This is a genomic window from Roseicella aerolata (genome assembly GCF_020523605.1).
Taxonomy (GTDB): Bacteria; Pseudomonadota; Alphaproteobacteria; order Acetobacterales; family Acetobacteraceae; genus Paracraurococcus; species Paracraurococcus aerolatus.
On record NZ_JAJAQI010000028.1, the window covers coordinates 39770 to 56801 of the forward strand.

The 17032-nt window shown below is 70.8% G+C and carries 19 protein-coding genes; 15 read left to right on the plus strand and 4 right to left on the minus strand.

All coding sequences use genetic code 11. From position 1 onward, the window contains the following. Positions 1 to 62: 62 nt before the first annotated feature. Positions 63 to 503 carry a hypothetical protein gene (locus tag LHA35_RS17725; protein ID WP_226610455.1) on the plus strand — a complete coding sequence of 147 codons (441 nt, stop codon included), beginning with the start codon at positions 63 to 65 and terminating at the stop codon, positions 501 to 503. A 136-nt stretch (positions 504 to 639) separates the two neighbouring features. Here LHA35_RS17725 and LHA35_RS17730 read toward each other — a convergent pair whose 3' ends face one another. Continuing rightward, complete coding sequence (locus LHA35_RS17730) at positions 640 to 1515, minus strand: hypothetical protein (protein ID WP_226610458.1); 876 nt, start codon at positions 1513 to 1515, stop codon at positions 640 to 642. Between LHA35_RS17730 and LHA35_RS28990 the strand changes: the two genes are divergently transcribed. From LHA35_RS28990 to LHA35_RS17745, 3 genes are all read left to right on the plus strand, one after another. After that, positions 1462 to 2028: a PRC-barrel domain-containing protein gene (locus LHA35_RS28990; RefSeq protein WP_338050909.1), complete on the plus strand. Its 567-nt coding sequence runs from the start codon at positions 1462 to 1464 to the stop codon at positions 2026 to 2028. The two genes, LHA35_RS17730 and LHA35_RS28990, sit on opposite strands and share 54 nt — an antisense overlap. Positions 2029 to 2412: 384 nt before the next feature. Beyond that, the gene (locus LHA35_RS17740; RefSeq protein WP_226610459.1) at positions 2413 to 2574 is read left to right on the plus strand and encodes a DUF1328 domain-containing protein; all 162 of its coding nucleotides are present in this window, start codon (positions 2413 to 2415) and stop codon (positions 2572 to 2574) included. A 106-nt stretch (positions 2575 to 2680) separates the two neighbouring features. Beyond that, complete coding sequence (locus tag LHA35_RS17745) at positions 2681 to 3118, plus strand: PRC-barrel domain-containing protein (RefSeq protein WP_338050910.1); 438 nt, start codon at positions 2681 to 2683, stop codon at positions 3116 to 3118. Between the two features lie 580 nt (positions 3119 to 3698). Here LHA35_RS17745 and LHA35_RS17750 read toward each other — a convergent pair. Continuing rightward, the gene (locus LHA35_RS17750; RefSeq protein ID WP_338050912.1) at positions 3699 to 4625 is read right to left on the minus strand and encodes a LysR family transcriptional regulator; all 927 of its coding nucleotides are present in this window, start codon (positions 4623 to 4625) and stop codon (positions 3699 to 3701) included. A gap of 170 nt (positions 4626 to 4795) precedes the next feature. Here LHA35_RS17750 and LHA35_RS17755 point away from each other — a divergent pair, with 170 nt between their 5' ends. From LHA35_RS17755 to LHA35_RS17800, 10 genes are all read left to right on the plus strand, one after another. Further along, positions 4796 to 4993, plus strand: coding sequence for a (2Fe-2S)-binding protein (locus tag LHA35_RS17755; protein ID WP_226610462.1), 198 nt, complete (start codon positions 4796 to 4798; stop codon positions 4991 to 4993). Positions 4994 to 5004: 11 nt separating this feature from the next. Further along, positions 5005 to 6348, plus strand: coding sequence for a benzoate 1,2-dioxygenase large subunit (benA, locus tag LHA35_RS17760; RefSeq protein WP_226610464.1), 1344 nt, complete (start codon positions 5005 to 5007; stop codon positions 6346 to 6348). Positions 6349 to 6362: 14 nt separating this feature from the next. Further along, on the plus strand, positions 6363 to 6884 hold the full coding sequence (gene benB, locus LHA35_RS17765) for a benzoate 1,2-dioxygenase small subunit (protein WP_226610466.1): 522 nt from the start codon (positions 6363 to 6365) through the stop codon (positions 6882 to 6884). A 26-nt stretch (positions 6885 to 6910) separates the two neighbouring features. Beyond that, positions 6911 to 7939: a benzoate 1,2-dioxygenase electron transfer component BenC gene (benC, locus tag LHA35_RS17770; protein WP_226610468.1), complete on the plus strand. Its 1029-nt coding sequence runs from the start codon at positions 6911 to 6913 to the stop codon at positions 7937 to 7939. Positions 7940 to 7946: 7 nt separating this feature from the next. Continuing rightward, a complete protein-coding gene (locus tag LHA35_RS17775) occupies positions 7947 to 8726 on the plus strand; it encodes a 1,6-dihydroxycyclohexa-2,4-diene-1-carboxylate dehydrogenase (RefSeq protein ID WP_226610471.1) in 780 nt (259 codons plus the stop codon). A 27-nt stretch (positions 8727 to 8753) separates the two neighbouring features. Beyond that, complete coding sequence (gene catA / locus LHA35_RS17780) at positions 8754 to 9707, plus strand: catechol 1,2-dioxygenase (protein WP_226610474.1); 954 nt, start codon at positions 8754 to 8756, stop codon at positions 9705 to 9707. A gap of 132 nt (positions 9708 to 9839) precedes the next feature. Next, positions 9840 to 11000, plus strand: a complete 1161-nt coding sequence (locus tag LHA35_RS17785; protein ID WP_226610476.1) for a muconate/chloromuconate family cycloisomerase — start codon at positions 9840 to 9842, stop codon at positions 10998 to 11000. Positions 11001 to 11010: 10 nt separating this feature from the next. Further along, the gene (gene catC, locus LHA35_RS17790; protein ID WP_226610479.1) at positions 11011 to 11289 is read left to right on the plus strand and encodes a muconolactone Delta-isomerase; all 279 of its coding nucleotides are present in this window, start codon (positions 11011 to 11013) and stop codon (positions 11287 to 11289) included. A gap of 118 nt (positions 11290 to 11407) precedes the next feature. Further along, a complete protein-coding gene (locus LHA35_RS17795) occupies positions 11408 to 12754 on the plus strand; it encodes an MFS transporter (protein WP_226610482.1) in 1347 nt (448 codons plus the stop codon). Between the two features lie 66 nt (positions 12755 to 12820). Continuing rightward, positions 12821 to 13675 carry a BKACE family enzyme gene (locus LHA35_RS17800; RefSeq protein ID WP_226610484.1) on the plus strand — a complete coding sequence of 285 codons (855 nt, stop codon included), beginning with the start codon at positions 12821 to 12823 and terminating at the stop codon, positions 13673 to 13675. A 253-nt stretch (positions 13676 to 13928) separates the two neighbouring features. Here LHA35_RS17800 and LHA35_RS17805 read toward each other — a convergent pair whose 3' ends face one another. Both LHA35_RS17805 and LHA35_RS17810 read right to left on the minus strand, forming a co-directional pair. After that, positions 13929 to 15143: a hypothetical protein gene (locus LHA35_RS17805; RefSeq protein WP_226610486.1), complete on the minus strand. Its 1215-nt coding sequence runs from the start codon at positions 15141 to 15143 to the stop codon at positions 13929 to 13931. Continuing rightward, a complete protein-coding gene (locus LHA35_RS17810; RefSeq protein ID WP_226610488.1) occupies positions 15143 to 16117 on the minus strand; it encodes a metal ABC transporter solute-binding protein, Zn/Mn family in 975 nt (324 codons plus the stop codon). Before LHA35_RS17810 ends, LHA35_RS17805 begins: the two co-directional genes overlap by 1 nt. Before the next feature lie 637 nt (positions 16118 to 16754). On the opposite strand from LHA35_RS17810, the gene LHA35_RS17815 reads away from it, so the two are divergent. Beyond that, on the plus strand, positions 16755 to 17009 hold the full coding sequence (locus LHA35_RS17815; RefSeq protein WP_226610491.1) for a hypothetical protein: 255 nt from the start codon (positions 16755 to 16757) through the stop codon (positions 17007 to 17009). Positions 17010 to 17032 lie beyond the last annotated feature (23 nt).

Consider the following 17032-nt stretch of genomic DNA (forward strand, 5'->3'; position numbering starts at 1 on the left):
CAGGTCTCCGTCGCAGGGCAGCCGCCCCGCTGCGGAGCAGCAACAAGGAACAGGGAGTTCCCATGACGAAGCCCATAGCTCGCCGGCTGACCCGGACTGCTCTCGGCGCCGCGCTCGGCCTTGCGCTCGCGGCGCCCGCCTTCGCCCAGTCCTCCCAGTCCCAACCTTCGCAGTCCCAGCCCTCCCAGGGCGGCAGCGCGGCGCAATCCCCTGGCGGCCAGCGCTCGCAGCCCCAGGCGATGAGCCAGGACAAGCTGCGGCAGCAGCTCACCCAGGCCGGGTTCCGCGAGGTGCAGATCCTCGACGCCGCCTATCTCGTCCGGGCCAAGACCCAGGACGGCAATACCGTGCTCATGATGATCGACCCGCCACCTGGCGGCATGCAGAGCTCCGGGATGACGGGCGGCGACCGCGGCGCGGGCACGAGCGGCTCCTCCGGCGGTGCCAGCCCCTCCGCCTCGGGCGGCAGCAGCGGCAACCAGCCGGGCGGCCAGAGCCGCTGAGCCCCGGGCGACGCTGCGCCATGCAGGCCATCGCCGGGCGAGGGCGGCGCAAGGGCGCCGTCCGGCCATGCAGGCGCAGCGGAGCGGCGTGATCCCGCCCAGGCGGCTGGCCGGGCCGGGCCCCCGACTGTGGCGATCACCGGCGATGCGGTTCGCCGTCCCGCGGGGCGGCGAACCATGCCGAGGCGGGCGCCGCCGGCAAAGCAAGGCATACGGAGACGAAGAGATGAACCGATATCTGACGACGACGGCCCTGGCGACCAGCCTGCTGCTGAGCGGCGGCGGGCTTGCAGCGGCCCAGGGACAGCAGCCCCAGGGACAGCAGCCTCCGGGGCAGCAGCAAGGGGCGGGCCAGGCCGGCCCGCAGGCGCAGGCGGGCTCGCAGGGCCAGCCCCAGGCGGCGCAGCCCCAGGCGGCGCAGCAAGGCGCCGGCCAGGCTGGAAGCCAGCAGGCCCAGCCCGGGCAGGCCCAGGGTGGCCAGGGCGCCATCGCCGGCCAGCTCCGCACCGTCGAACAGTCCCTGCGCCACGCGGAACGGCAACTCTCGGGCGGTCAGGGCGACCAGCCGCCCAATTACGGCCAGGCGCGCACCGCCGTAAGCGCCGGGCAGGATGTGCTGGGCAAGATGCCGCAGCAGGTGCAGGACCAGAATGCGTACCGCACTGCCCGGAGCGAGCTCCAGGAGGCGCAACAGGCCCTGCTGGGGCAGCAGCCCGACCGCCAGCAGGCGGCGACCCGGCTCCGTGAGGCGGCAGAGGCGGTGGCCGAGCTGCACCGTAACATGGGCGGCGGCAACAATGCCGCTGCCGCCGGATCCGCGGCCGGAGCCGCAGGCGGCGCCCAGATCGCGGTGCAGCAGCGGGCCCCGGAGGTCACCGTGCAGCAGCCGCCGCCGCAGGTCACCGTGCAGCAGCCGCAACCGCAGGTCACCATTCAGCAACCACCGCCCCAGGTCACCGTGCAGCAACCGCAGCCGCAGGTGACGGTGCAGCAGGCCCAGCCGCAGGTCCATGTGCAGCAGCAGGGCCAGCCCCAGGTGAATGTCGAGCGGCAGGGTCAGCCACAGGTGCAGGTCGAGCGGCAGGGTCAGCAGCAGGCGGGGGATCAGCGGAACACGGGCACCTCGGCCGCGCCGGCCCCGGCCCAGTCGGGCGGCAATACGCAGCGGGCCACGGTTTTACCGGGCGCCACCGGCGTGCCGCTCGCGCGCGCGCAGAGCCTGGTCGGCACCAATGTGGTCGGCGCCGATGGCAAGGATGCGGGCGAAATCCAGAACCTGCTGATCGACGGCAGCGGCCAGGTCCGCGCTGCCGTGGTCGAGTGGGGCGGCTTCCTCGGCATCGGCGAGCGCAGCGCGGCGGTGCCGATCGACCGCATCCAGCTCGGCGCGGCGGGCAGCAACGACCGGGCCCGGCTGACCATGACCAGGGAAGAGCTGGAGAGGCTGCCGCGCTACGACCGCAACCGCGTCGGCGAGTATGGCCGCGAGCAGGGCTGGGGCGACGGCATCCGGCTGTTCCGCTGAGCGGAGCGGGGTGCGCTGCGCGGCGCAGCGCACCCACCCCGCATTGTCCCGATGGCCACATCGGAAGGATGGGTGCGGTGCCATGGAGGCAGGCTGGATGAAGGCAGCAATCGCAGCGCTGATGATCGCGCCGCCGCATGCGGTGCTGGCGCAGTCGGGCGGAGAAAGCGGGCCTGCCCGCAGGTCCGAACAGCGATGCGGAAACAGCCGTTCCATGGAGCGGCTGTTCCGGGCGGCGCAGCGCCTGCGCGGGGCAGTGCAGGCCATGGCCCCGGACCGCGTCCGGCAGGCGGCACATGCCGGGCGGGTTGAGCAGACACGCCCCGGAGGCGGAGCAGGCCCGCAGGGCAGCAGGACAGTCTTGGACAGGATGGAGGAGTCGACATGCTCACCTGGGCCATCATCGCCCTGGTCATCGCACTTATTGCCGGCGCGCTCGGCTTCACCGGCGTCGCGGCAGCAGCGGGAACGCTGGCGAAGGTGCTCTTCGGTATCTTCCTCGTGATCGCCCTGGTGCTGTTCGTGCTCGGCGCCGTGGCGGTCTGACCCGTGCGGAGCCGGATCGCCGCAGATTCCAGGCCGGGCAGGGCACGTCGCGCCTGTCGGAGCGCCAGGCTCACCGGCGACCGCGTTACTGGAAGGAGACACGACCGTGCAGGACAATATCGTACCGCGCAGCAGCGACAGTGACACCGCAGCGGCAGCACAGGGCAGTGCGGCATCGCGCGGAGAGGTTGCCATCAACGAGACGGACCGGCTGATTGCCTCCGACAAGGTCGAGGGCACCGCCGTCTATGACCGGCAGGGCAATAGCCTCGGCTCGGTCTACAACCTCATGATCGACAAGGTATCGGGCAGGGTTGCCTATGCCGTGATGAGCTTCGGCGGCTTCCTCGGTATCGGCGAGCGCTACCACCCGCTGCCCTGGGAGAAGCTCACCTACGACACCGGGCAAGGCGGCTATGTCGTCGATCTCTCGCGCGAGCAACTCGAGGGCGCGCCCAGCTACGGCCGCGACGAGACACCCTGGGGCGACCCGGCCTATGGGCGCGGCGTGCACGACTACTACGGCGTGCCCTATCTCGTCTGAGCACCCGCGGAGGCGAGGGATCCGGAGCGCGGGCCGGCCGCCAGGAATCGCGAGCGAGGTGTGTCAAGGCGGCGGGGAGCCATGCCCCGTCGCGTGGTGCAGGGGCGATGGGGCGCCCACACCATCGACGCCCTCCGCCGTGACGCTGTTCCGGGATCGGCTGCCGGCAATCGGCATTCGCCTTGAACGGCAACAGGCGGAGGGGACTTGCTCCGGCCTCCGTCTGCCCCAAGCCGTCACGCTGGCCGATCTCCGCAGCGACGCCGCGGTGAGGCCCAACCGGATCGCCGCTCAGGAAGATGGCTCAGGCGGCATCCGGAAAGATGCTCGTGCCCCCGGTGCGCAGCAGATGTACTCTCGTGCGCGGCAGGCCCTGACGCCGGATCTCGGGCATCGCCTGCTACCACAGGCAGCGCCGATCTTTGCCGGCAGCCTCCCCGTGATACGGCGCGCGACCCGGAGTGAGCAGGGTCTTGCCCTCTCCCCCGGCAATCCGCCAGCGCCGTGAAACTCCCGCCAGCCCTCCGCGAGGGCGTCGCCTGTGCCCTCTGCCACGCTGCCTGCATGACCAAACCCAAGCTCAGGCACCGAAGGTGATCCCCTCCTTCCGGTACATGTCCTTCACCAACCGCAGGACGAGTCCGATCTCCGGCGACTTGTCGCCCTTCCGCGTGCTCATGATGATCGGCGAGACGGCGCCGGCCTCATCGAGCGGCCGGTAGACGACGTTGTCGCGCCGCAGCCGCTCGACCGAGGCCGGCACCAGGCAGACGCCGCTCTCCGCCGCCACCAGGCCAAGCGCCGTCTGCAGCTCCCGCACCTCGTGCACCAGCGCCGGGCGCAACCCGCGCTCGCGGAACAGCGCCAGCACCTGGTCGGCATAGCTCGGCCGCGGCGCCTTCGGGTAGACGACCAGCGCATCGCCCGCCAACTCCTCCAATCGCAGCGAACCGATGCGCGACGCGAGCGGATGCATGAGCGGCAGGGCGACGCAGAGCTTCTCATTGCGCAGCAGCGTTCGCTCGATCGTCGCGTCGTTGAAGGGGATGCGGCCGAAGCCGACATCAATGCGGCCCTCCTTCAGTGCCGCGATCTGCTCCATCGTCGTCATCTCCTGCAGCGACAGCTCAACGCCCGGGCGCGCGGCGCGGTAGCGGCGGATCACCTCCGGCAGGTAGCCGTAGAGCGTGGAGGCGACGAAGCCGATGCTGAAGCGCGGCTTTTCCGCCTCCAGCAGGCGCTTCACCATCGCCTTCATCTCGTCCATGCGGTCGAGCACCTGCACCGCCTGATCGAACAGCAGCTTGCCGGCATCGGTGAGCGCGAGCGGCCGGCTGCCGCGGTCGAACAGCGCGACGCCGAACTCCTCCTCCAGCGCCTGGATCTGCCGGCTCAGTGGCGGCTGGGCGATATGCAGCTTCTCCGCCGCGCGCGTGAAGTTCCGCTCGCGCGCCACCGTCACGAAGTAGCGGAGCTGCCGGGATTCCAGACGATACCTCCAGGGTATGGTTGGAACCTATTTAGTCTTGGATTCGGCAATACGAAAGGTGCGACCTGGGGCCATCGGAGGAAACAAATGAGCGCCCCACCACCTGTCAGCGCAACAAAGCGAACCGCGCCAGCCCCTCGCGCCCCCGCCGGCAGGACCGCCGGCGGGGCCGGCTGAGGGCTCCGGCCATGGTTCTCTGCCTTTGCAACGGCCTCAGCGACCGCCAGGTCGCGCATTGCATCCGCGAGGGCGCCACCCGCCCGCGCGAGATCTACGCGGCCTGCGGCGCCCGGGCGCAGTGCGGCACCTGCACGCGCCACCTGCTCGACCTCATCCGTGCCTCCGCCACTGGCCAGCCCGACCCCCACGGACACCAAGAACACTGAGGAGACCGACCATGCTCGACAACGTCCAGACCACGGTCGACACCGCGCTGGAGGACGACGCCGACCGGGGCGTCTTCCGCGTTTCCCGCGACATCTTCACCGACCCCGGGCTCTTCGAGCTCGAGATGAAGCACATCTTCGAGGGCAACTGGATCTACCTGGCGCATGAGAGCCAGATCCCGAACAACAACGACTACTTCACCACCTGGATGGGCCGGCAGCCGATCTTCATCGCGCGGAACCGGCAGGGCGAGCTGAACGCCTTCATCAATGCCTGCAGCCACCGTGGCGCCATGCTGTGCCGGCACAAGCGCGGCAACAAGTCCACCTATACCTGCCCCTTCCATGGCTGGACCTTCAATAACACCGGCAAGCTGCTGAAGGTGAAGGACCCCGAGGGCGCCGGCTATCCCGAGAGCTTCAACAAGGGCGGCAGCCACGACCTGACGAAGGTGGCGCGCTTCGAGAGCTATCGCGGCTTCCTCTTCGGCAGCCTGAACCCGGATGTGAAGCCGCTCGTCGAGCATCTGGGCGAGGCGGCGAAGATCATCGACATGATCGTGGACCAGTCGCCCGAGGGGCTGGAGGTGCTGCGCGGCTCCTCCACCTATGTCTATGACGGCAACTGGAAGCTGCAGACCGAGAACGGCGCGGACGGCTACCACGTGACCGCCGTCCACTGGAACTACGCCGCCACCACCGGCCGACGCAAGGAAGCGGAGCGCGAGGACAAGGTCCGCGCTATGAGCGCCGGCGGCTGGGCCAAGCAGGGCGGCGGCTTCTACTCCTTCGAGAACGGCCACCTGCTGCTCTGGACCAACTGGGCGAACCCGGAGGATCGGCCGAACTGGGAGCGGCGCGAGGCGCTGGCGGCGCAGTTCGGCCAGGCGCGCGCGGACTGGATGGTGCAGCGCAGCCGCAACCTCTGCCTCTATCCCAATGTCTACCTGATGGACCAGTTCAGCTCGCAGATCCGCACCTATCGCCCGATTGCGGTCGATAAGACCGAGGTGACGATCTACTGCATCGCGCCGAAGGGCGAGGCGCCGGAGGCGCGCGCGCGGCGGATCCGCCAGTACGAGGATTTCTTCAACGCCTCCGGCATGGCGACGCCGGACGACCTGGAGGAATTCCGCGCCTGCCAGTTCTCCATGAACGCCCGCGCGGCGCGCTGGAACGACATGACCCGCGGCGCGAAGCACTGGATCCCCGGCCCCGACGCGGCGGCCGAGGCGATCGGCCTGAAGCCGCTGATGAGCGGCACGAAGACCGAGGATGAGGGCCTCTTCGTCGTGCAGCACAAGTACTGGCAGGAAGCCATGCAGCGCGCGCTGGCCGGCAAGGCCCAGGGCTGAGAAGGAACGCAACCATGTCCGCCACCATCGAAGCGCCCGCCCGCACTGGCTTCACGCAGCAGGATGCCGAGCAGTTCCTGTACCGGGAGGCCCGCACCCTGGACGACAAGGACTGGGATGCCTGGCTGGCCTGCTACGCGCCGGATGCCGAGTTCTGGATGCCGTCCTGGGACGACGACGACCGGCTGACCGAGGACCCGCAGACCGAGATCTCGCTGATCTGGTACGGCGACCGCGGCGGCCTCGAGGACCGCGTCTTCCGCATCCGCACGGAGCGCAGCAGCGCGACCAGCCTGCCGGAGCCCCGCACCAGCCACAACATCGGCAATGTCGAGATCCTGGAGCAGGCCGGCGGCCTGGTGAAGCTGCGCTTCAACTGGGTCACCTACAGCTTCCGCTACAGGACGACCGACACCTATTTCGGGACCTCCTTCTACACCATCGACGCCACCGGCGAGCGGCCGCTGATCCGGCGGAAGAAGGTCGTCCTCAAGAACGACTACATCCACCACGTCGTCGACATCTACCACATCTGAGCCGCGCGCACCGGAGGACGAAACCCATGGGCCACAGCATCGCCCTGAATTTCGAGGATGGCGTCACGCGCTTCGTCGAGGCGCGGGCCGGCGAGACCATCGCCGATGCCTCCTACCGCCTCGGGATCAACATCCCGCTCGATTGCCGCGACGGCGCCTGCGGCACCTGCAAGTGCCGCGTGGAGTCCGGCCGCTATGACGGCGGGTCCTATATCGAGGACGCGCTGACCGAGGAGGAGGCGGCCGAGGGCCTGGCGCTGGCCTGCCAGGCGCGGCCGGAGAGCGACCTGGTGGTCGCCATCCCCAGCACCTCTGCAGCCTGCAAGACCAGGCCGCAGAGCTACGAGGTCGGCCTGCGCAGTGTCGAGCGACTGTCGGAGACCAGCATCGCCTTCTCGCTGGACGCGCCGGCCGGCCTCGCCTTCCTGCCGGGCCAGTATGTCTCCCTGCGCGTGCCGGGCACCGAGCAGCGGCGGGCCTACTCCTTCAGCTCCGCCCCGGGCGCTGATGCGCTGTCCTTCCTGGTGCGCGACATCCCGCAGGGGCTGATGAGCACCTGGCTGCGCGAGGCGGCGAGGCCCGGCGCGGCGATGGAATTCACCGGCCCCTCCGGCAGCTTCTACCTGCGGGAGGTGACGCGGCCGCTGCTCTTCCTCGCGGGTGGCACGGGCCTCGCGCCCTTCCTCTCCATGCTGGGGAAGCTGGTCGGGACGGGCTGCGACCAGCCGGTCCACCTGGTTTATGGCGTCACCAACGACGCCGATCTCGTCGGGGTCGATGCGCTGGAGGACTACGCCGCGCGGATCGACAGCTTCAGCTTCTCGACCGTCGTGGCGGCGGAGGCCAGCCAGCATCCGCGCAAGGGCTATGTCACGGCCCATATCGCGCCGGAGCAGCTGCATGGCGGCGAGGTGGATGTCTATCTCTGCGGCCCGCCCGCCATGGTGGATGCGGTCCGCGCCTGGCTCGGCGCCCAGGGCGTGACGCCGGCGAGCTTCCATTATGAGAAGTTCTCGCCGAGCGCGCCTGCCGACGCGCAGCGGCTGGCGGCGTGAGGCGGCGATGAGGACCTATCCCGACCGCTTCGCCGGCAGGACCGCGCTGGTCACCGGCGCCGCCCAGGGCATCGGCCGCGAGGTCGCGCTGCGCCTGGCGCGGGAAGGAGCACGGGTCGCCCTGGTGGACCGCTCACCCCTCGTCGAGGAGGTGCGGCAGGAGGCCGGCGAGGGCGCGATCGCCGTCCAGGCCGACCTCGAGAACTTCACCGGCGCCCAGGCGGCGGTGGAGACGGCGCAGGGCGCCTTCGGCCACATCGACATCCTGGTCAACAATGTCGGCGGCACGATCTGGGCGAAGCCCTATGCCGAATACGCGCCGGAGCAGGTGGAGGCAGAGATCCGCCGCTCTCTCTACCCGACGCTCTGGTGCTGCCGGGCCGTGCTGCCGGCCATGCTGGCCGCAGGCGGGGGCGTGATCGTCAATGTCTCCTCGGTCGCCACGCGCGGGCTGAACCGCGTCCCCTACGCCGCGGCGAAGGGCGGGGTGAACGCCATCACCGCCTGCCTCGCCTGGGAATATGCCGAAGCCGGCATCCGCGTCTGTGGTGTCGCGCCCGGCGGGACGGAAGCGCCGCCGCGCCGCGTCCCACGCAACGCGGTACCGCCGACCGAGCAGGAGAGCGCCTGGTACCGGCAGATCGTGGACCAGACCATCTCGTCCAGCCTCATGAAGCGCTACGGCACGGCGGAGGAGCAGGCGGCTGCGATCCTGTTCCTGGCCTCGGACGAAGCCTCCTACATCACCGGCGTCACCCTGCCCGTGGCGGGCGGCGACCTCGGCTGACCACCGTCGGCCGGACGGCTTCCGGCCATGACCACCGACACGGAGGAACGAGTGATGAGCGACAGCCTGATGGAGACCAAGGAGGTCAAGGACCTGCTGATGAAGGTCAGCGCCCTGGGCGACGGCAATGGCGATCTGCGCCTGAAGCGCATCGTCCACCGCGTGGTGTCGGACCTCTTTCGCACCATCGAGGAGTTCGACATCCAGCCGGACGAGTTCTGGACGGCGATGGGCTACCTGACCCGCCTCGGCCAGTCGAACGAGGTCGGGCTGCTGGTCCCGGGCCTTGGCCTCGAGACCTTCCTCGACCTGCGCATGGACCAGGCGGAGCGGAAGGCCGGGCTCGAGGGCGGCACGCCCCGCACCATCGAGGGCCCGCTCTGGCTCGCCGGCGCGCCGCTCTCGAAGGGCGAGGCGCGGCTGGATGATGGCACCGAGCAGGGCGAGGTGCTGTTCATGCAGGGCCAGGTGCGCGACACCCATGGCAGGCCGGTCGCCGGCGCGGTGATCGATGTCTGGCATGCCAACACCAAGGGTGGCTATTCGGGCTTCGATCCGTCCCAGTCCAAGTACAACCTGCGCCGCCGGATCGAGACGGATGCGGAGGGCCGCTACCGCTTCCGCTCCATCCTGCCGAATGGCTATGCCTGCCCGCCGGATGGTCCGACGCAGCAGCTGCTTGACGCGCTCGGCCGCCACGGCCACCGCCCGGCGCATATCCACTTCTTCGTCGTCGCGCCCGGCTACCGCAAGCTGACGACGCAGATCAACATCGACGGCGACGAGTACCTGCATGACGACTTCGCCTTCGCCACGCGGGACGGCCTGATCCCGGAGGTGAAGCGGGTGACGGATGCGGCCGCGATCCACGCCAGGGGCCTGAACGCGCCCTATGCCGAGATCGGATTCGACTTCGTCCTGCATGCCGAGACCGCGGCGGCGCCGAAGACGGTCGTCGAGCGCGCACACGCCTCGGTCTGAGGCGGCAGGCCCGGCCGCCGCGAGACGGCCGGTTCCTTCCCGACAATCCGCTCCCGCCCCGGCGGGGAGCCCAGGCGGCGCGCTCCGGCGCGCGCCGCCACCCCCTTCCGCGTCCCCATTGGAAGCCAAGCGATGCCCGACAGCACCATCACCATCCCCGCGGATCTCTGGCGCGACCTCGCCGTCGAATCCGTCCGCAGCACGATCGTGGATGTGCCGACGGTCCGCCGCCACAAGCTCTCCCAGACCTCGGTGACGGCGCAGAGCTATGTCATCGTCGAACTCCGCCTGGCCAATGGCGCAGTGGGCATCGGCGAGGCCGCGACGCTCGGCGGCCCGCGCTGGAGCGAGGAGAGCGTCGAGGCCATGAAGGCCAATATCGACGCCTACCTCGCCCCCGCCCTGATCGGCTTGCCGGCCGACCGGCTCGAGGCGGCGGGCGCCCGCCTGGATGCCGCGGCCAGGCGCAACAACGCCGCCAAGGCGGCGATCGAGACCGCGCTGTTCGACGCCGTCGGCAGGACGCTCGGCGTGCCCGCCGCCCTGCTGCTCGGCGGCAAGGTGCGGGAGAGCGTGCCGGTGCTCTGGACCCTGGCCTCCGGCGATCCCGGCCAGGAGATCGAGGAGGCGGAGAGGAAGCTCGCCGCCCGGCTGCACAGGACCTTCAAGGTGAAGATCGGCGCCCAGGCGCCGGAGGCCGACCTGACCCGCCTGGGCCGCCTGGCCGGCGCCCTCGACGGCCGCGCCAGGCTGATCGTCGATGCCAACCAGGCCTGGGACGAGACCACCGCCGTGCGCTGCCTGCCCCGGCTGGCCGAGATGGGCATCGCGCTGGTCGAGCAGCCGGTGCCGGCCTGGAATATCGGCGCAATGGCGCGGCTGCGGGCGCGGCCCGGCACGCCGCCGCTGCTGGCGGATGAGTGCGTGTTCGACGCGCATGACATGCTGGCCGTGGCGCAGGCCGCGGCGGCGGATGCGGTCTCGCTGAAGCTCGTCAAGCATGGCGGCCTGCTCGGCCTGCGCAAGGTCGCCGCGGTGGCCGAGGCGGCCGGCATCGGCCTCTATGGCGGCTGCCTGCTGGAGAGCTCGATCGGCGCCGCGGCGCATCTCCAGGCCTTCGCCACATTCCGCGAGCTGGCCTGGGGCTGCGAGCATTTCGGCCCGCAGATCCTGGTGGACGACCTGGTGGAGGAGCCGCTGCGCTTCGCCGACTTCCAGGTCCACCTGCCGAACCGTCCCGGCATCGGCGTCACGCTCGATCAGGACAAGCTGCGTCGCTACGCGCGGCAGTGAGGAGGAGAGGATGCTCTACCACGTCCGCATGGATGTGCGCGTGCCGCACGAGCTGGACCCCGCGCGGTTCGAGGCGCTGAAGGCCGAGGAGAAGGCCCGGGCCCAGGCGCTGCAGCGCGAGGGCAAGTGGCGCCACCTTTGGCGCATCGCCGGGCAATACGCCAATGTCAGCGTCTTCGACGTGGCGGACCACGACGAGCTGCACGCGATCCTCTCCACGCTGCCGCTCTTCCCCTTCATGGAGATCGCGGTGACGCCGCTCGCGCGGCATCCCTCGGCGATCGGCTGACCCCCGCGCGCCGCCCCGGCGCGCCGTCCCGCAACCCGCCAGCTTCGGGCCGTCCCTCCACCGGCGGGGACGGGCGGCCTGCCACGACCCGCCGGTGCCTTCAGGAGGGAGACTTCAAGTGATCACGCAACGCAGCATCGACATCCAGGATGTCATTAACGCCCATCCCGTCTCACGCTTCCAGGGGCTGGTCATCGCGCTCTGCTTCCTGGTGGTGGCGATCGACGGCTTCGACACCGCCGCCGTCGGCTTCATCGCGCCGGCGCTGCGGGCGGAATGGGGCGTGACGCCGGCGCAACTCGCGCCGCTCTTCGGCGCCGGGCTGTTCGGCCTGATGGTCGGCGCCTTCGTCTTCGGCCCGCTGGCCGACAAGTGGGGCCGCAAGCCGGTGCTGGTGGCGACCACCGCCTTCTTCGGCGCGGCGACCGTCGCCTCGGCCTTCGCGCCCGATATCGAATGGCTGGTCGGCCTGCGCTTCGTCACCGGCATCGGCCTCGGCGGCGCCATGCCCGCGGCCATCACCCTGACTTCCGAATTCTGCCCGGAGCGCAAGCGGTCCAGCCTGGTGACGCTGATGTTCTGTGGCTTCACCATCGGCTCGGCGGCCGCGGGCCTCGCCGCCTCCCATATCGTCGCGGCCTATGGCTGGCAGGGGCTGCTGGTGCTGGGCGGCGTGCTGCCGCTGCTGCTGGTGCCCGTCCTGTGGGTGCTGCTGCCGGAATCGCCGCGCTACCTGGCCCTGCGCGAGGCACCGTCGGCGCGGATCGCCGCCGTGCTGCGCCGGATCGCCCCGGGGGAGGCGCTGGAGGACGCGCGCTTCACCGGCGTGCGCAGGCCGCAGGGCTCGCCCATGCTGCAACTCTTCAAGGATGGCCTCGCCACCGGCACGCTGCTGATCTGGACCACCTTCTTCATGAGCCTGCTGGTCTTCTACCTGCTGTCCAGCTGGCTGCCGTTGCTGATCACCACGGCGGGCTTCTCGCTCAGGCATGCCTCGCTGATGGCGGCGACGCTGGCGACCGGCGGCACGGTCGGCGCCATCCTGATCGGCCGGCTGATGGACCGCTTCGACCCGCACCGGGTGCTGGCGGCGTCCTACCTGCTCGCCGGCGGCTTCGTCATGCTGCTCGGCAGCGCCACCGCGCAGCCCTGGCTGCTGGTCTTCGCCATCTTCGGCGCGGGCTTCGGTGTGGCCGGCGCCCAGGTGGGGGTGAATGCCCTGGCCGCGGCCTACTACCCGACCGCGAGCCGCGCCACCGGCGTCTCCTGGGCCAATGCCGTGGGCCGCACCGGCTCGGTGCTCGGCTCCATGGTGGGCGGCGTCCTGCTCTCGATGGGCTGGGACCTTGCCACGGTCTTCACGGTCGCCGCGCTGCCGGCCTTCCTCGCCGGTGCGGCGATGCTGGCGAAGGGCGCGGCCCGCAAGCCGGTGCCGGCCGCCGCCCTTCCCGTCGCGGCCGAGTAGCCGCCCATACCGTTGCCGCCAGGGGGCGCGGGCAAGGCCACGCGCCCCCATCCCTGGGAGGACATCATGGCCAGCCCCTGCATCATCTCCGTCGCCATCACCGGATCGGTGCCGCGCAAGAAGGACAATCCTGCCGTGCCGGTCACGCCGGCCGAGCAGATCGAGAGCACCCATGCGGCCTACGAGGCGGGTGCCTCGCTCGTCCACATCCATGTCCGCAACCCGGACGAGAGTCCGGCCTCCGACCCGGCGCTCTTCGCGCAGGTGCAAGAAGGGGTGAGGAAGTACTGCCCGGGCATGATCGTGCAGTTCTCGACCGGCGGGCGGGGCCGCGACCCCGCCGCGCGAGGCAGCGCGCTCTGCCTCAAGCCCGACATGGCTTCGCTCTCGACCGGCTCGGTCAATTTCCCGACCATCGTCTACGAGAATTCCGCGGCGCTGGTCACCGACCTGGCGGGCAGGATGCGAGACAATGGAATCCGACCGGAGATCGAGGTCTTCGACCTCTCGCACATCCACGGCGCCAGGCGGCTGGTCGAGGCCGGGTTGATGGATGAGCGGCCGCATGTGCAGTTCGTCATGGGCGTGAAGAACGCGATGCCTGCCGAGGAGCACCTGCTCGACATCCTGCTGGGCGAGCTTCGCCGCGTGCTGCCGAAGGCGACCTGGACTGCGGCCGGGATCGGCGCCGACCAGGCCCGGGTGATGGAATGGGTGCTGGCCCGCGGCGCGGACGGGGTCCGCACCGGGCTCGAGGACAACATCCGGGTCTCGAAGGAGCGCCTTGCCGCAAGCAATGCCGAGCTGGTCCGCCTTGCGGCTGACGCAATGGCCCGGCGTGGCCGGCGGCCGGCCACGCCGGAGGAAGCGCGCCGGCTCCTCGGGCTCGGCGCGCCAGGCTCCCGGTCGCCTCGGCCGTGAACCAGGCTGCTGGTCTGCCACGAGCGCGCGGGCCTGCGTCCTGCTCGGCCCGGTTGGTCGCCTTGTGGCACTGCCGCGGGATGTGGCGCCGGAGGCCGGGCGCCGATCCTGAAGGGCTGGGCGGGGCCGCCCGCGGTCTTCGGGGGCTTGCCCGCCTCCCCCCGCCGGCCCGACGGCATCGGGTTCGGTGGTCCGTGAGATCCCGCCACCGCCCGCGACCGCTCGCGGGCAGGGCAGCGGCGGGATGCCGTGCTCAGAAGCTGGCGCGGTACCGCAGGACCCCGAGCAGGCTGTTGGACTGCCCCCGCCGGCCCTCGTCCTCAAGCGGGTAGCGCGCATACTGGTAGCCGATATCGGCGCTGAAGCCCCAAAACAGCTCGCGCCCGGCCGAGATCTCCAGATAGCTCGCCGTCGGGACCGGGTTGACCGAACGCTTCCGCTGGTCGCGCTGCCAGGCGATGTTCGCGCGCCACGGCCCATAGGTCGTCTGCGCGCCGAGGGTGGTGAAGCGCCGCCGCTCGGAGACCGCGACCTCGGAAGGCAGGGAGCCGCCCTCATCCTCGTCGAACAACTCGGGACCCGCTTCAAGGGGACGGCCGCCGGCACCGCGGAACTCGACATGCTCGGCGTAGAACAGCGTGCGCAGGTCGCGCTGCCAGGACACCTGGTAGCGGGCACCCGCGGCGTAGCCCCATTCCCGGTCCGTCCCGTCGCGCCCCGGACCGCGTGAGAGCAGCGCGAGGTGGTAGGAGAAGTTGGGCAGCCAGCCGATCCGGTCGCCATCCAGGGCAATGGCGAAATTGTCGAGCCGGCCGGTATTCCCGGCGCCGCCCTGGGCGCGGTAGTTCCGCCGGAAGCGCTCGAAATCCCCCTCGCAGCAGGGTTTGCGGGTGAAGGCGGTATTGGAGAAGAGGCTGGTGTCGAGGGTGAACACCGCCGCCGACAGGTCGTGCTCGCCGAAGCGCTCGCTGGAGATGACGGTCGCGGTGGCGCCGAAGCCGGCCGACTCCCGGATCAGGTAGGTCTCGTGTGCGCGGATCAGCGGCAGGATGCCCGGGAAGACGTGGTGCCCATAGCCGAAGGGGGCGGAGAACTTGCCGCCGAACAGGTTCAGCCGCTCCGTCGGCCGCCAGTTCAGGCTGAGGGTCTCGATATAGGCGCCCTGGTAACGCAGGCCGGTCCAGGTGCCGTTCGGCTCCACCTCGCCGACCGGCTCCACATGGAGCAAGCCCTGGATCGAGAATTGCGGCGAGAGATGGAGGCCGCCCGCGATCTCGCCGAACAGGAAGCTGCTGGCGCCGCGCTGCCGCCGGTCCGTCGAGCCAGGGGTGCCGAGCGTGTAGAGACCGAGATTGGCCTCGCCCGCGATCTGCGGGAAGCCAACCCCGGGAGGGGCCGGCTGGGCCCGGGCCGGGGCGGCGCAGACAGCGAGAAGGCCGAGCGTCGCGGCCGCGAGGGTGAGGCGCATCACGCGTTCCCCCGCATCGCCGGCACCAGCAGGCCGACATTGTGGCGGAACATCGCCTCGTAGTTGGGGGCGGGCCCGTCCGGCGGCGAGAGCGCGTCGGCGTAGAGCCGCCCCGAGACACGCACGCCCGCCTCCTCGGCCAGCCGGCGCAGGACCGGGGCACTCCCCGGCGCATCCAGGAAGACGGCGGTGATGCCCTCCGCCCGCACCTGCCGGATCAGCGCCGCCACCTGCGCGGCCGAGGGCTGGCCCTCTGGCATGATGCCCTGCGCCGGCAGGAACCGGACGCCATAGGCATCGCCGAAATAGCCGAGGGCGTCGTGGCTGGTCACCACCTTCCGCCGCGCCGGGGGCACGGTTGCGATCTGCGCCCGTACCCACCCGTCCAGCGCCGCCAGGCGCTGGAGGTAGGCATCGGCGTTGCGACGGTAGAGGTCGGCGCCGGCCGGGTCGGCCGCCGCCAGCCCGGAAGCGATCGAACGGACATAGGCCTGGCCGAGGCGCAGGTCCTGCCAGCAATGCGGGTCGGCCACCTGCCGTGGGGGCACGTAGTGCTGTCGCCGCCGCGTCACCCCGTCGCCATGGTCGTGGCCGTGCTCGTGGTTCTCCATGCCGCGCGGCTGCACGCCATCCGTGGTCGTGACCACCGGCCCGGCATAGCCGGCGGACCGGATCAGGCGGTCGAACCACGGCTCGAAGGCGAGGCCGTTGCGGACGACCAGACGCGCCTCCTGGATGGCCTGCACGTCCGAGGGGCGCGGCTGGAAGAGATGCGGATCGGCCTCCGGGCCCGCGATGCTCCGTATGGCGACGCGCCCGCCGCCAACCTCACGCACCATGTCGCCAAGGATGGAGAAGGAGGCGGTGACGGGGAGCCTCGCATCGGCGCGCGGGGTCTGCGCCACCACCTGCCGATGCGCAGCGGGGAGGGCGGCCGATGCCGCGGCCAGGGTGAGGAGCAGGCGGCGTCGCATGGTGTCTCCGCGATGTTATAACATTGCGTGTCGCCCTGATAGGGGATCGGGAGATCGAGGTCAAACGCCGCGGGCGCGAGGCGGGCAGGCAAGGCGTTGCGGGCCGCCAAAGGCACCGAGCGTCATTGACCGGGAGGCTCGAGCCATGCCGCATGCGGTCCCGGGCGAGTGCAGGGCGGTCAGGCGGCCGCCGGGCGCTGCCGTGGCCGTCGCCAGCGCGCGTGCGAGTGCCGCATCCCGGATATCGGCAACCACTCCGTCGGATCCGCGGGAACCTCTGGAAGCCAATCGGCCCGGCACTCCGCCGGGTTGCGCGTCGGCCAGGGCGAGGTTGAGTTCGGCCCCTCGTGCAGCGTGTCGGCGACAGGGGAGCGCAACGTCGCCCGTGCCACCAGTGCTGCCAAGGCGTCCCGACCTGCCATGCCATGCACCGGCAGGCACGCGCACGCTGTTCTGTGATGAGGAGATGGGGCCTGTCATCGCCATATCGATCAGGCAAACCGCCAGACGACCCAGGTTGCGGCTTCGCCGGCAACTCCTCCGCAGGAGGTAGGCCGCGTTGCCCGGGGCGGGCTGCTCACGAACCCGAACGTCTCGGCGGGCGGAGCGGCGCAGGCCCCGGCGCAGGAGCGCAATCATGCCCACCCGCACGCAGACCAGTACCGTCGTGTTCCGGCGCCCCTTTTCCATGAAGAGCGCCGGGGGACCGCAGCCGGCCGGCACCTACACGGTCGAGACGGAGGAGGAAATGCTCGAGGGTCTCTCCTTCCCGGCCTACCGCCGTGTCTCGACCACGATCACGCGCCAGGCAAACGGCGCCGGAGCACTCGTCCAGGTGCTGGCCGTCGATCCGCGCGAACTGGAAGAGGCGCAGGCGGCGGACCGCCTTTGAGGCGCCGTTGCGGTGGCCCGGCC